This window comes from Streptomyces sp. NPDC002577 (assembly GCF_053594815.1).
On the sequence record NZ_JBSFWK010000046.1, the window covers coordinates 1 to 13,627 of the forward strand.

At 68.8% G+C, this 13,627-nt stretch carries 9 protein-coding genes and 2 pseudogenes; 7 read left to right on the forward strand and 4 right to left on the reverse strand.

All coding sequences use genetic code 11. The features are described 5' to 3' along the window. The first annotated feature begins 5 nt into the window (after window positions 1–5). The 4 genes from ACWD4J_RS35925 to ACWD4J_RS35940 all read left to right on the forward strand — a co-directional run bounded on the left by ACWD4J_RS35925 (window position 6) and on the right by ACWD4J_RS35940 (window position 4,937). Window positions 6–1,196 carry an IS110 family transposase gene (locus ACWD4J_RS35925; RefSeq protein WP_451399766.1) on the forward strand — a complete coding sequence of 397 codons (1,191 nt, stop codon included), beginning with the start codon at window positions 6–8 and terminating at the stop codon, window positions 1,194–1,196. A gap of 44 nt (window positions 1,197–1,240) precedes the next feature. After that, window positions 1,241–2,032, forward strand: a complete 792-nt coding sequence (locus ACWD4J_RS35930; RefSeq protein WP_451399705.1) for an MBL fold metallo-hydrolase — start codon at window positions 1,241–1,243, stop codon at window positions 2,030–2,032. A gap of 878 nt (window positions 2,033–2,910) precedes the next feature. Next, on the forward strand, window positions 2,911–3,795 hold the full coding sequence (locus ACWD4J_RS35935) for a PP2C family protein-serine/threonine phosphatase (RefSeq protein ID WP_451399706.1): 885 nt from the start codon (window positions 2,911–2,913) through the stop codon (window positions 3,793–3,795). Next, window positions 3,792–4,937 (forward strand): MASE1 domain-containing protein, encoded by a 1,146-nt coding sequence (locus ACWD4J_RS35940; RefSeq protein WP_451399707.1) that lies wholly within the window; start codon window positions 3,792–3,794, stop codon window positions 4,935–4,937. Before ACWD4J_RS35935 ends, ACWD4J_RS35940 begins: the two co-directional genes overlap by 4 nt. 249 nt (window positions 4,938–5,186) lie before the next feature. Here ACWD4J_RS35940 and ACWD4J_RS35945 read toward each other — a convergent pair. From ACWD4J_RS35945 to ACWD4J_RS35955, 3 genes and pseudogenes are all read right to left on the reverse strand, one after another. Beyond that, window positions 5,187–5,357 (reverse strand): annotated as a pseudogene (locus ACWD4J_RS35945) (histidine phosphatase family protein); the annotation flags it as partial. Window positions 5,358–5,604: 247 nt separating this feature from the next. Then, window positions 5,605–6,402, reverse strand: a complete 798-nt coding sequence (locus ACWD4J_RS35950; RefSeq protein ID WP_451399708.1) for an N-formylglutamate amidohydrolase — start codon at window positions 6,400–6,402, stop codon at window positions 5,605–5,607. 476 nt (window positions 6,403–6,878) lie between these two features. Next, window positions 6,879–7,082 carry a cold-shock protein gene (locus ACWD4J_RS35955; protein ID WP_451399709.1) on the reverse strand — a complete coding sequence of 68 codons (204 nt, stop codon included), beginning with the start codon at window positions 7,080–7,082 and terminating at the stop codon, window positions 6,879–6,881. Window positions 7,083–7,535: 453 nt separating this feature from the next. On the opposite strand from ACWD4J_RS35955, the pseudogene ACWD4J_RS35960 reads away from it, so the two are divergent. From ACWD4J_RS35960 to ACWD4J_RS35970, 3 genes and pseudogenes are all read left to right on the forward strand, one after another. Then, window positions 7,536–7,691: pseudogene (locus ACWD4J_RS35960) on the forward strand (CoA-transferase); the annotation flags it as partial. A 1,237-nt stretch (window positions 7,692–8,928) separates the two neighbouring features. After that, the gene (locus ACWD4J_RS35965) at window positions 8,929–10,848 is read left to right on the forward strand and encodes a ricin-type beta-trefoil lectin domain protein (protein ID WP_451399767.1); all 1,920 of its coding nucleotides are present in this window, start codon (window positions 8,929–8,931) and stop codon (window positions 10,846–10,848) included. A gap of 524 nt (window positions 10,849–11,372) precedes the next feature. After that, window positions 11,373–12,806: a glycoside hydrolase family 43 protein gene (locus ACWD4J_RS35970; protein ID WP_451399710.1), complete on the forward strand. Its 1,434-nt coding sequence runs from the start codon at window positions 11,373–11,375 to the stop codon at window positions 12,804–12,806. Window positions 12,807–13,216: 410 nt separating this feature from the next. Here the strand turns inward: ACWD4J_RS35970 and ACWD4J_RS35975 are convergent, their stop codons facing one another. Further along, the gene (locus ACWD4J_RS35975; RefSeq protein WP_451399768.1) at window positions 13,217–13,387 is read right to left on the reverse strand and encodes a hypothetical protein; all 171 of its coding nucleotides are present in this window, start codon (window positions 13,385–13,387) and stop codon (window positions 13,217–13,219) included. Window positions 13,388–13,627 lie beyond the last annotated feature (240 nt).

Here is a 13,627-nt window from a genome sequence, read left to right on the forward strand (position 1 = left end):
ACCACATGACCGCGATCTGGGCCGGCATCGACGCAGGCAAAACCCACCACCACTGTGTCGCGATCGACGAGAGCGGCCGTCGGCTGCTGTCCCGACGCGTCGCCAACGACGAACCCGAGCTCCTCCAACTCCTCGCCGACGTACTGGACCTGGGCGACGAGGCGACCTGGGGCATTGACCTGGCTGACGGCGGAGCCGCCCTGGCCATCGCCATCCTGCTCAACCACGACCAGCCGGTGCACTACATCTCCGGCCGGGCCATCCACCGCGCCTCCGAGAGCTACCGCGGTGAGGGCAAAACCGACGCCAAGGATGCCGCCGTCATCGCCGACCAGGTCCGCGTCCGCCGGGACCTTCACCCCTTACGCACCAGAGACGAGACCGTCACCGACCTCAAGATCCTCACCGGCCGCCGCATGGACCTGGTCGCGGACCGCACCCGCACCGTCAACAGGCTCCGCGCTCAACTCACCGGCATCTTCCCCGGCCTGGAACGGGCCCTGGACCTCACCAACACCGGCCCGCTCACCCTGCTGACCGGCTACCAGACCCCAGCGGCTCTCCGACGGATCGGAGCCAAGCGGCTGGAAACCTGGCTGCGCAACCGCCGTGTCCTCCGCGCCGACAGGCTCGCCGAGACGGCCCTCCAGGCCGCCGAACGCCAGCACACCAGCCTCCCCGGCGAGAAGCTGACCGCCCAGCTGGTGCACACGTTGGCGAAGGAGGTGATGGGCCTCAACCAGCAGGTCGCGGAACTCGACAAACGCATCGAGGCCCGGTTTCGCGAGCATCACGACTTCGACGTGATCACCAGCATGCCCGGCATGGGCATCATCCTCGGCGCCGAGTTCCTGGCCGCCACCGGCGGCGACATGACGGTCTTCGGCACCCCCGACCGCCTCGCCGGCTTCGGTGGCGTCGCACCTGTTCCCCGCGACTCCGGCAAGATCAGCGGCAACCTCCGCCGCCCCCAGAGATACAACCGCAGGCTCCAACGCGTCTTCTACACCGCGGCGTTGTTCAGCATCCGACACTGCGATGAGTCGCGCCGGTTTTACGACCGCAAGCGCGCCGAAGGTAAGCGGCACACTCAGGCAGTGCTCGCCCTGGCCCGCCGCCGCGTCAACGTCCTCTGGGCCCTCCTGCGCGACGGACGGACCTACGAGGTCGTGCCTCCTGCGGCTCTCGCGGCTTGACAGACAGCATTAGGAATCGATGACATCCATCCGTGAGGTGCTTTGTGTCTTCTCTCCCCGCAACGACCAACCCGTTCCCTGTCCGCGTCTTCGGCGGCCCGACCGCCCTCTTCGAGTGCGGCGGCCTGCGCTTCCTGACCGACCCGACCTTCGACGCCCCGGGCGACTACGCCCGTCCCGACGGCCGGTTCCTGACCAAGACCGCCCCCTCCAGCGGAGCCCCCGCCGACCTCGGCCCCATCGACGTGGTTCTGCTCTCGCACGACGAGCACCCCGACAACCTCGACACCTCCGGCCGGGACCTGCTCGCCGACGTCCCGCTCACCCTCACCACCCCCGGCGGCGGACAGCGCCTTAAGGCGAAGGCCAAGGGCCTGGCCGACTGGGAGTCCATCGAACTGAACCGCCCCGACGGCGGCACGATCACCGTGACCGGCGTCCCCGCCGTCCACGGCCCCGGCCCGCGTGAGGAGGTCGAGCCGATCACCGGCCAGGTCGTCGGCTTCATCCTGACCGGAGAGGGTCTGCCGACCGTCTACGTCAGCGGCGACAACGCCTCCCTCGACGCGGTCAAGGAGATCGCCGAGCGCTTCGCCCCCATCGACACCGCCCTCCTCTTCGCCGGCGCCCCCCGCTTCCCCGCACTTTTCGACAACCAGCTGATCGTCCTGAACAGCGCCCAGGCCGCCGAGGCCGCCCAGCTCCTCGGTGCCCGCCGCGTGGTCCCCGTCCACTACGACAGCTGGGCCCACTTCACCGAAGGCCGCGACGAGCTGGTAGCCGCCTTCACCGCCGCCGGTCTGGCCGACCGCCTGGACTGGGGCCAGCGAGACTGACCTACGGCGCCAAAAGCGCCAACGGCAACGGCGAGATCTCCACGCCGCTTACAGCCGGGGCTCGGCCGCCCGCCGGGCCCCCGGCCCCGTCGTAGCTGTCAGTACTTCTCGACTGGTGAGCACTTCGGTTACTGCGATCCCCTCATGTGACTCCCGAACTCGTGAACATCAGCTGCCCGTCGTCCTCGTGAACAGAGCCAGCCAGACCATGTGGACACGGCAGGGCCGGTGGATACCGGGTGCCATGAGCTCCACGCGGCGAAGGGCATCGGCGCGGGCTGGGCGTTGCCAGCGGTCAAGCCAGGCCGCACTGCCTGAGCAGGCGACATTGGCGCACTGCAGCGCCGGTGCGGGGCAAATCCTCATCGAAGACCTCGAAGATCAGCTGTACCGAAGAGGGACGGAACAGACGCCGCGATCAGCGCACCCCTGCCGCTCCCGTGGAGCCTGACGCGGCGCCAAGTAAGCAGCCGATCCGGACCTCCGTCGATGCCATCGTCGCCGCACGACTGCGCGCCGCCAGAGCCACCCGCACCAGCCACCTGCACCACAGCCCTGACCCGGCCAGGGGTAGGAAGCCCGCGCACCGCCGTCCGGCGGACCCTCGGCGCGGCTGTGTCCCTTTCGGAACGCGCGGTGGGACTCGAAGAGGGGCGATGAGGGGCCGGGCCCCCCACGGGCGCCCGCGCTGTGACGCTCGCGCCAGGAGGCCCGCGACCTGAGTCAAAAATCGCCCTGCCGCGACGCAAGAGCGTGTGGCTCTATCGGAGGAAGCGTCTGGTCAGCTCGGTCCAGCGCTGAACGGTACGACGACGCACGCCTCGGATCTCACCGGCGATAAGGTGATATGAAGGAAAATCCATTATTTCGGAGTCGCTATGGGCCGACGCCGCACCTTCCTTCCCGGCAGCCCCAACAGCCCCGACAGCCCCGACAGTCCGGTAGAGGAGCTGCTGACGCTGGGGCATCTTGCGGGTGAGGCTCTGGAGCGGGTCAAGCTGCAGCGGGCGAGGGTAGAGCTGGCTGCGGCACTGCAGCGCTATCTGCTGCCACCTCAGCTGCCTGATCAGCCGCCTGGACTGCGGATCGCCGCCCGGTACGCGCCCGCGCGGGGCGGCTTGGACGTGGGCGGCGACTGGTATGACGCTTTTCCACTTCCGGACGGCTCGGTGGCGATGGCCATCGGCGATGTACAGGGGCATGACGTGGAGGCTGTGGCGTTCATGGGCCAGGTCCGCACCGGGCTGCGGGCCATCGCGCACACCACCACCGACCCCGGCGAAGTGCTGGAAGGCACCAACGAGCTGCTGCTTTCCATGGGCTGCGGGCTTTTTGCGACCTGTACCTTCGTCCGCTTCGACCCGCGCACCGGCGAGCTGGCCGCCGCCCGCGCCGGGCACGTCCCCATGGTCTGGGCCACCGCCGGCGGCCGATGCGGTCTCGCCATGAACGACGGCGGGCTGCCCCTGGGCATCCAGTCCGCCGAGAAGTACCCGGTGAACCGGCGACGGCTGACCGAACCCTGCGTCTTCGTCCTCCTCACCGACGGTGTGGTCGAAGGCCCGTCCTGTCCCCTCGAAAGCGGCCTCGACACCGTGATGCAGCTGGTCACCGACGGTATCGACAGCAGCGTCGACGACCTGGCCGCCCAGGTGGTCGCGGTGGCCGACCTCACCGGCCACAGCGACGACGCCGCCGTCCTCGTCGCCTGCTACGACGGCCCCCCGAACGGCTCGCTTGCGGACGGGGCGGACCCCCGTTGACTGTCACGGCGATCACCCTGCGCAACCTGCGTCACGGCAGGCTGCCGCGCCACGTCACCACCAGCCTTCAGATACTCGTCCTTGCCGCGGTCTACTTCGGCACCGCCAAGCTCGGCCTGTCTCAGCAACTGCCCCACAGCCCGATCAGCAGCCCGCTGCTGCCCCCGGCCGGTTTCGCCCTGGCCGCCCTGCTGCTCTTCGGCCTGCGTATGTGCCCGGGCATCGCCATCGGCGCGTTCTGCGCCAACATCACGGCCGACCCGTCCCTCTCCGTCGCGCTGGCGATCACGGCGGGGGCCACCCTCGCCCCGATCTGCGCTTACCTCCTCCTGCGCCGCGCGGGATTCCACATCGAGATACAGCGGTTGCGGGACGTGCTCGCGTTGATCTTCGTCGGAGCGCTGGCCGGGATGGTGGTCGGGGCCGTGGTCGGCACCGGTGTGCTGGTGCTGTCCGGCAGGCTGCCGGCGAGCGGCTTCTGGCCGAGGTGGTGGGTGTGGTGGGCCGACGACGCGCGGGGCGTACTCGTCGTCACGCCGCTGCTTCTCGTTCTGCGCCGTGTCCGGCTGCCCCGCGGCGTGTCGGCGTTGCGCTGGGTCGAGGCATGGGCGCTCGCCGTGGCCACGATCGCCGCTTCGCTCTCGGTGAATGTCTCCGCTTTCCTCTTCCTGGTCTTCCCCTGCCTGATCTGGGCCGCCTTCCGCTTCCAGTTGGCCGGTGCCGCGCCGTGCCAGCTGGTCGTCTCGACACTGGTGATGTTCGCGCTGGCCCACAGAACCGGCGCGTTCGCCCACCGGGGGGCCGTTCTCAACGTGATCACCTACCAGGCGTTCAACCTCGCCACGGCACTCACCGCCCTGCTGCTCTCCGTGATCATCGCCGAGCGGAACCGGACCCAGCAGGAGATCAGACAGGTCTGCGGGCAGCTGGCCGAGCTGGTGGCCGAACTCGGCCCCGTCGAGACCCCGCACCGCAAGCCGGCCCCACCCGGCACCGGCGGGCTCCCACGCATCGACGACACCAGCGGCGCCGGCACCGAGGCGACGCCAGACCCGAGGACCCAGACCGCTGAACGCCTGGGCCAGGCCAGATGCTCCTCCCCAAAGAGCCGCACCCCACGCAACAACCCCGGCCGGCAATAGAAGATGACCGGCGCGAGGAGGGCGAGCCTGCCGTCGGCGACCGCCTCCCGCAGCCTGCGCCCGATTGCCCGCCCCCAGGGGTTGAGACCCCCCGATCCCGAGAGAGCGACTTCACCGACCGTGGCCTTCCAGCGGCCGGCGCCCGCGATCCCTACGATCACGTGGTCGGGGATGCGCCGGTAGCCGTGATCCGCCGGCGTAGGTGCATCACGTCGTCCAGCAGGTGCACCACGTCGTCCAACTAGCAGAACGGCGCTCAGTGTCTCCCGCGGACCAGGCAAAGGCGGTGCTCAGATACGTCTCGATGGCGAGATCGTCATTTCGCATCTCCAGCTCGCCGGCGGACAGCTCACGAATGCCGTCTTGCACGCGAACCTCCAGCCCCGTCCGGGTTGCCTGCGGCGCGGCGGTGAGCTGAGTCACGCCCTGGCGGTGTCGTCCGGCGAATCGGCCGAGCTCCTTGAAGCTCTCGGCTGCCGCGTGAGGTGAGGTTGCCAACCTCGCTGAGGGCCCGATGGCGGATCTCGCACCACGGTGCCGTCACGGGGTCGGGCCCAGCCCGGATCTAGCGGCCGCCCGACAGCGAGCTTCAAGGTGCTCGCCCCACTTCGTGGCGCGGTCCTCCACTGGCCAGTGCTTGTCGCGCGGGAGTGCATCCAGCCGGACGTCAGTGCGAGACGGCGTCGACGAGGGTGGCCAGCGCTGCCGCGAGACGCGGGAGCCCGCAGCCGGCAGGGCCGCCGGGCTCGGTCATGTAGGTGTCCCGGCGGATCTCTACCATCAGGGCGCTGACCCGCGGCTCGCTCCCGTAGAACTCCAGGGGCACGTACGTGCCGCTGAACGGGCTGTCGAGCCCCGTCTCCCCGCACTCGGCGAACGCCTTGCGGGCGGTGGCCTGCAGTTCGGGCGGAGTGTGGAAGGCATCGGTGCCCAGGCAGATGGGCGGCCGGAGCCCGTCGTCGTGCAGCTCGTAGGGCAGCGGGGCGGTGGGGTACGAGTGCAGGTCGATGACGACGGCCCGCCCGGTGACGGCCAGCCGGTCGGCCACCGCGTCCCTCATCGCCTGTGCGTACGGCCGGAAGTAGCCCTCGATCAGCGGCTCCGGGTCGTTGTCCTCGGGCCGCAGGGGTGCCCGGTGCGTGGTCCGGGTGTACACCGCGCCCATCCCGACGGCGAGCATCTCCTCCCGCTCGTCCGGGAACCTCTCCGGGTCGACGACCAGCCTCGACAGCCGGTTGACGAACCGCCAGGGCGTGACGCGGCACAACCGGGCTGCGTCGGCGGCCAGTTCGGCGGTGTGCGCATCGGTGATGTGATCGAGTTCCCGCTCCAGCGCCTCGTCGTCCAGCAGGATTCCCTCACGCACAGCGGACGGAATCTCCCGCGAGGAGTGCGGCACGTGCACGATCACGGGGGAGTCGTCCGCGCCGGGCAGGAGCTCGACGGACGGGGGAGGGTGGGACACGGGCGGCTCCGGGTGTTGTCAGTGCTCCGGTGCAGGTTCAGGGTGCGTTGCTGTAGGCGGGCCGGGGTGCGAGGGTGTACGCCCCAGCGTATGCGGGTTCGCAGGCGGCCGGTGCGGTCGAGAGATGATCAAGGATTGTATGGGCTCTTGAAGATCGTGCGGCGGCCGTGAGCCATGCCATATGGCAGGTCACCAGCGCAACTGCGTGCCCAGGTCTGACCCGGACGGCCTCACTGCTGCAGCTCAAGCACCCGCGCAAGTCGGCCCCGTGGTTCACCGCGCTCTTCTACCTCAACCCGATGGACAACATGGGGGCCAGGTTCCTCGCCCCTGGCGCCCCACGCCAGCCCAGCCCCTGGGGCATCGAGAGCCGATACCGCAGCAGCACCGAGACGAATGACCGAGGCCTTCGGCGCGGGACGCGCCGGGCCCCCGGAGCAAGCGCTCCGGGGGCCCGGTGATGTATGGCCGCGAGATCAGGCGGGAGTGATGTTCTCCGCCTGCGGGCCCTTTTGGCCCTGCGTCACGTCGAAGGTCACCGCCTGGCCTTCCTGGAGCTCGCGGAAGCCGGAGGAATTGATGTTGGAGTAGTGCGCGAAGACGTCCGGTCCGCCACCGTCCTGGGAGATGAAGCCGAAGCCCTTTTCGGAGTTGAACCACTTGACGATTCCGCTGGCCATGCTGGTGCCTCTCAGTCGATATCGGATCCGCACCGCGCGGACCCACAGGTCCTGGTCCTGCACAGCAAAGCGCCCACGCCGGAGCGCGGGCAGGTACTGCGAACCACGACATCTGGCAGCGACGCTACACGGCGGAACTGACTATCACCAGAGCGCAACGGCCACGCCTCGCCCTGCGCTCCTACGACATGCCACCGGCGTCCAAGGTCACCGTCACCCGGGCCGACGGCAGCACGGAGACCGAGCCCGCCCAGCAGCCCGAGCGCGCGCGTACGTGGTGTACGTCCACCGGTCGCTGCTGCCGCCGATGGTGCGGAAGTGCGCGCTCACGACCGGCAGCCCGAACTCCGGGTCCACCCAGGTACGGCGGCAGGTGCAGCCGTCGCCCGTCGTCGAGGTCGTCGGCGGACTCGCAGCGCAGTGCGGCGCAGCCCAGGGCTTCGGCAAGTCTGACGGGGCATGGGCGGCGCCATGGACCTCGTGGCCGACACCCGCCGGGTCGTCGTGCTCACCGAGCACCAGGCCAAGGACGGCTCGCCGAAGATCGTCGAGAAATGCGCGCTGCCCCTGACTGGCGTGGGCGTGGTGCACCGCATCATCACCGACCTAGTGCCCCAACAGGCAACGTTCGCCCCGTTGCGACGCCCGGCACGCACTCTCGCCCCACCGGCCGAAAGCCCAAGTACATCCAGTACGAGGGCTTCCGGCCGGCACGCCGAGAGCACGCACCGGACGCCGCTCCTTGACGGGCAACGTTGCCTGCCGGGGCACTAGCCCTCCTCGACGTCACCTCAGACGGACTGGTACTGCGCAGGCTTGCCCCGGGCGTCGCCCTCGCCGACCTGCGGGCCGCCATCGGAGCACCGGTCGAGGAAGCCGTCTGATACCCGCGCCGGTGCGCTGCGAGCACCCCGAGGAGGATTCGACCGGCAGTCGGTAGGATCCACCCGCGCCGCGCAGCGTTCCTGCCACGCCGGATCCATGATCGTGCGCATCCACTCCGGCGCGGCTGCGGCGAGCGCCTTCAGGGTCGCCTGCAATTAAAATGATGCGTCCGGCACGCGGAGGAGGGGCCGGGGGCCCTGCCCGTGCGCGGCCTGGCCGCGGACATGGGCGGTGGCGCCGTCGAGCCTTGGGTTCGGGAGGCGGGCCCACAAGCCATTCCCGAAACGAGTTCCATCGGGCCCCGGCCGCGCCCCGGTGCCGGGGGGTGCTTGAGCAAGCGATGTGACGGCCAGATTGCGGTTGTCCTGTGGCGAGTAGTCAACAGACTCGCACGACGTCGAGGGCCGTGAATGCCATGGAGTCTGTTCGCCGGATGTGAGGTCGCGGGCGGGGAGGCGCTCGATGGTGTGCAGGAATTGGCGTGGGGTTCGCTGGCGGGTGTCGCGGTGGCATAGCACGCGCCCTGATTAGAACGGCGAGGGCGAATCCGGCACGGGTGCCACGATGTTGGGCCTCTTCGTGAAGTGCCACGGCCGATGTCCCTGGATGCGCAGATCCGTGCATGGAGAAACTTGACGAGCCGTTGACTTCCGTCTTCGCGGGGCTTTAGCTTCAGCGCGCCAGTTCGTAGAGTCGATCGCCGTTCGGTTTCTCGAACAATATCTGCTCGCGCTGGTCAGAGCCGACCCCACGTTCCTGGGAGGACAACGTGTCACAGCCCTCACACCCGACCGGCTTCAGACGCCGGTTCCGAGATGCCGCCGTCCGGGCGCTGGTGCTCGCGACGGCAGCGGCGGGCGGCCTTGTTGGCATTCAGGCGGCCCACGAGAGCCCCGCCGATCCCGGCCGCGTGGAATCGGCCGCGGTGACGTCCAACCAGATAGCCGTACCCCAGGCGCCTATGGGCTGGGCGTCGTGGAACAGCTTCGCCGCGAAGATCGACTACAACGTCATCAAGGGGCAGACCGACGCGCTCGTGGCGGCCGGTATGCCGGCGGCCGGGTACCAGTACGTCAACATCGACGAAGGGTGGTGGCAGGGCACCCGCGACAGCGCGGGCAACATCACCGTCGATACGTCCGAGTGGCCCGGCGGCATGAAGGCCATCGCCGACTACATCCACAGCAAGGGCCTGAAGGCCGGCATCTACACCGACGCCGGCAAGGACGGCTGCGGCTACTACTACCCCACCGGCCGCCCGGCCGCGGCCGGCACCGGCAGCGAGGGCCACTACGACCAGGACATGCTGCAGTTCTCGCAGTGGGGCTTCGACTACGTCAAGGTCGACTGGTGCGGCGGCGACAAGGAAGGCCTCGACCCGAAGACCACCTACCAGGCCATCAGTGACGCGGTCACCAAGGCATCGGCCACCACCGGCCGCCCGATGACCTTCTCGATGTGCGACTGGGGCAAGCAGAACCCGTGGAACTGGGGCGCCGGTATGGCCTCCCTGTGGCGCACCAACGACGACATCATCGTCTTCGGCAACACCCCCTCGTGGACCAACCTGCTCGCCAACTTCGACCGCAATGTGCACCCCTCGGGCCAGCACACCGGCTACTACAACGACCCGGACATGCTGATGGTCGGCATGAGCGGCTTCACCGCCGCCCAGAACCGCACCCACATGAACCTGTGGGCCATCTCCGGCGCCCCGCTCCTGGCCGGCAACAACCTGTCCACCATGAGCACCGAGACCGCGAACATCCTGAAGAACTCCGAGGTCATCGCGGTCGACCAGGACTCCCGCGGCCTGCAGGGCGTCAAGGTCGCCGAGGACACCAGCGGCCTGCAGGTCTACAGCAAGGTCCTCTCCGGCACCGGCAAGCGCGCCGTCCTCCTGCTCAACCGCACGTCCAGCACGCAGAACATGACCGTGCGCTGGTCCGACCTCGGCCTGACCAACGCCAACGCCACCGTGCGCAACTTGTGGACGCAGTCCGACCAGGGCAGCTTCGGCACCAGCTACACCACCAGCGTGCCCGCCAAGGACTCGGTGCTGCTGACCGTCACCGGCGCCACCGAGGCCGCGAGCACCACCTACGAAGCTGAGGACGCCGCCAACACCAAGGGCGGCTCGGCGGCCAACGCCACCTGCTCCGGCTGCTCCGGCGGCACCAAGGTCGGCAACGTCGGCAACGGCGCGGCCAACACCCTGCGCTTCAACAACGTCGCGGCCACCGAAACCGGCACCAAGGTCATCGACATCGCCTACACCAACGGCAGCAACGCCACCCGCACCGCCGTACTCCGGGTGAACGGACAGAACCCCACCACGGTCGCCTTCCCCAAGACCGCCTCCTGGACCACGCCCGGCACCGTCTCCGTCGAGGTCTCCCTGGGCAAGGGCTCCACCAACACCCTCACCTTCTCCAACGCCACCGCCTGGGCACCCGACTTCGACGCGATCGAGGTCCGTTCGCTACCCGGCACCAACGCCATCCAGCTCGTCGGACAGCAGTCCGGACGCTGCCTGGACATCAACGACAACACCATCACCAACGCAACCGACGCCCAGCTGTGGGACTGCTCCGCAGGGGAGAACCAGGCCTGGGTGCGCACCGCGCGCAAGGAACTGGTGGTCTACGGCAATAAGTGCCTGGACGCCTACCAGGGCGGGACCGCCAACGGCACACGGGTCGTCATCTGGGACTGCAACGGCGGCAACAACCAGAAGTGGGACCTGAACGCCGACGGCACCATCACCAACGTCAACTCTGGGCTCTGCCTGGACGCCTACCAGGCCGGGACCGCCAACGGCACCAAGGCCGTCCTGTGGACCTGCAACGGCGGCGACAACCAGAAGTGGACCCAGCGGTAGAGCAGTGAATGGGGAGCGGGCCTCGGCAACCGGGCAAAGGCCAACGGATCGAAAGTCCGGCTGTGGACCTCCTGGGCGAAGCCACCCAGAGGTGGACCCGAGGGCAGGACACACCAGCGGGCAGGCACAACGAGTGAGCCCATCCTGAAGGGCACCTCCCTGGCCACTGTGACTCGGCGCCCGGCCCAGAAGGCCGCTCCAAGGCCCTACGCCCGAGCGCACCGCCCGGCACGCCGTGTTCTTCGGAATCCGGCAGCACTTCGCTCCACGACATGAACAAGAGGGCTTTGCCAGCGGCGTTTCCCACGCTGCTGGCGGGCGCGCCTTGCCCGGCGGCGTCGGCAGTCGGCGTCGATCGGGACTTCGCGAAGCCGTTGCACGTGGGCGCCATCCAATCGACAGCGGTCTGGTGTACGGCGTTGTGCGGGGCGCCGGTCCCGCCAACCGGCACACAGACAGAGTTTCGACCATGACTCCGCACTCACCCGATCGCGGGACTCGTAAGAAGAAGACAGGAGATGTACATGGCCGTGGTTCTCACCCGGCTGGTGGCGATATGGGTCGCCGCCTGTCTGCTGTTCACAAGCCAGGCACTGATCACCCCTCAGCGGGCGGCCGCTGCCGACCCGGGTTACCTGATGACACACTTCATCGGGGAGGGGTCGACCAATCAGCAGATCTACTTCTCGCACAGCACAGACGGCCTGCACTGGACCGACCTCAACGGTGGAGGCATGGTCCTGCGCTCCACGGTGGGCACGCGTGGGGTGCGCGACCCCTCGCTGGTCCGCTCGCCGGGCGGCGACAAGTACTGGATCATCGCGACCGACCTGTGCATCAGCTGCGGGCAGTCGTGGGGGGATGCCCAGAACAACGGCAGCCGCAACCTCGTGATCTGGGAATCGACCGACCTGGTCACCTGGTCGCAGCCATGGCTGCTCAACGTCGCCGGCACGATCCCCGACGGGCGCAACGCGTGGGCGCCGGAGGCGATCTGGAACCCGGAGACCAACGACTACGTCCTGTACTGGGCGACGAACGCGACGCTGGACGGTGTGCTGAAGCACCGTATCTACTACGCCCGCACGACGGACTTCCGCACCATCACCACCCCGCAGCTCTACATCGATCGCCCCGGCACCCAGGGCATCATCGACACCCAGATCGTCGAGGTGCCGGCAGGTGTCGGCACCTACCGCTACGTGCGGTCCTCCGGCGACGGCCAGATCACGCTCGAAGGCAGCAACTCGATCCTCGGGACCTGGACCACCATCGGCAACCTCTCGGGCATCGGCCTGACCGGCTCGCAGGTCGAAGGTCCGATGTGGATGAAGTTCAGGGATCGTAACGAGTGGGCCCTGTACCTCGACCAGTACGCCTCGGGACGCGGTTACATGCCGGTCCTGACGACCAACCCGTCCAGCTCCGGCACCTACCGGCTTCCGGCGTCGGGAAGTTACAACATGGGCGGGACCAAGAAGCGCCACGGCTCGATCCTGAACCTGACGGCCGCCGAGGAGAGTCGCGTGCTCTCACGCTGGCCCAATACCGCGATCAACCGGCTCCAGTCGTACAACTACCAGGACCGGTACGTGCGGCACACCAACTTCGACGTGCGCATCGATCCGAACGTCAGCCCCGCCGAGGACGCCCAATTCCGGCTGAGGGCCGGCCTGGCGGGCTCCGGCACCGTCTCCTTCGAGTCGGTGAACTTCCCCGGGTACTTCCTGCGGCACTCCGGATTCGACTTCCAACTGGCCTACAACGACGGCACCACCCAGTTCGCCGAGGACGCCACCTTCCGCCAGGTCGCCGGGCTCGCCGACTCGGGCTGGTCGTCGTTCCAGTCGTACAACTACCCGGACCGGTACATCCGGCACTATGCCTACCAGCTCCGGCTCGACCCGATCACCACAGCGTTGGGACGCAGTGACGCCACCTTCCGTGTGACGACCTGACACGACCGGGATGCCGGCGCCCTCACCGCCACCTCCCCCTTCCACGCCCTCCAGCGGGGAAGGCGACCGGCATCCCATCAACGCGCAGGTGCCGGCATGCCGCGCTGTTCCGGGCGTTGCCGGCGCTGACGAACATCGAGATCGGCGGTGAACTTGGACCCCCCCTCGTGGTCCGGGAAACCTGCGGCGGAATGGGCGCCGGCGCCCGAGGGCAGTGATCAGGCTGCGCGTGACGCTATGGCGTGCGCTGCACCGCGCCGGTCAACCGGTGGTGGGCCTGGCCGTTGGACTACCCGGTGCGCGCAGCGTGTGACCGAGTGCAGCCCGGCGGACGCGGCATGTCGCCCACAGCGTGTCCGAGGGCGGGGCAGGCAGATCGATGTCGGTCGTCAGGCCGTTCGGCCAGGTGACTACGGCTCGATGGCCGCCGTCCGGATGCGCGTGTGGCTCCGTGGTGCCGGTGACCAGGCGTGAGCGGGTGAGGTCTGCATCACCGCGACGACGATGCCTGCGAAGGCGAGTACCGGGACGGTGGCCCCGCTCGCGCTCCGGGTGGGCTCGCCGGTCGTCGTGTGGGTCATTGCGTGGGGCCTCCAGGCCGGGGAAGTCTGCGAGTCGGTAGGCATGCGTGCGGGGTGTGTGCACGCTGAACCCCGTGTGCCCGGGCAACTATTCAGTTGCTTCGAGTCCCTAATGAATTCTTGACCTTCTCTTGGGGCGGGCCCTGGTACTGTCCACAGCCCCTGTGACGTAGACGGGACTGGTGGCACGATGGCCGGACAGGCCGGCCAGGCCGGTCGGCGGTCGGTTCCACCTTTCCT

Coding starts and splice junctions, on each gene's coding strand:
- ACWD4J_RS35925 (WP_451399766.1), top strand. CDS start 6: ATGACCGCGATCTGGGCCGGCATCGACGCAGGCAAAACCCACCACCAC.
- ACWD4J_RS35935 (WP_451399706.1), top strand. CDS start 2,911: ATGGGCCGACGCCGCACCTTCCTTCCCGGCAGCCCCAACAGCCCCGAC.
- ACWD4J_RS35955 (WP_451399709.1), bottom strand. CDS start 7,082: ATGGCCAGCGGAATCGTCAAGTGGTTCAACTCCGAAAAGGGCTTCGGC.
- ACWD4J_RS35965 (WP_451399767.1), top strand. CDS start 8,929: ATGGGCTGGGCGTCGTGGAACAGCTTCGCCGCGAAGATCGACTACAAC.
- ACWD4J_RS35970 (WP_451399710.1), top strand. CDS start 11,373: ATGGCCGTGGTTCTCACCCGGCTGGTGGCGATATGGGTCGCCGCCTGT.
- ACWD4J_RS35975 (WP_451399768.1), bottom strand. CDS start 13,387: ATGACCCACACGACGACCGGCGAGCCCACCCGGAGCGCGAGCGGGGCC.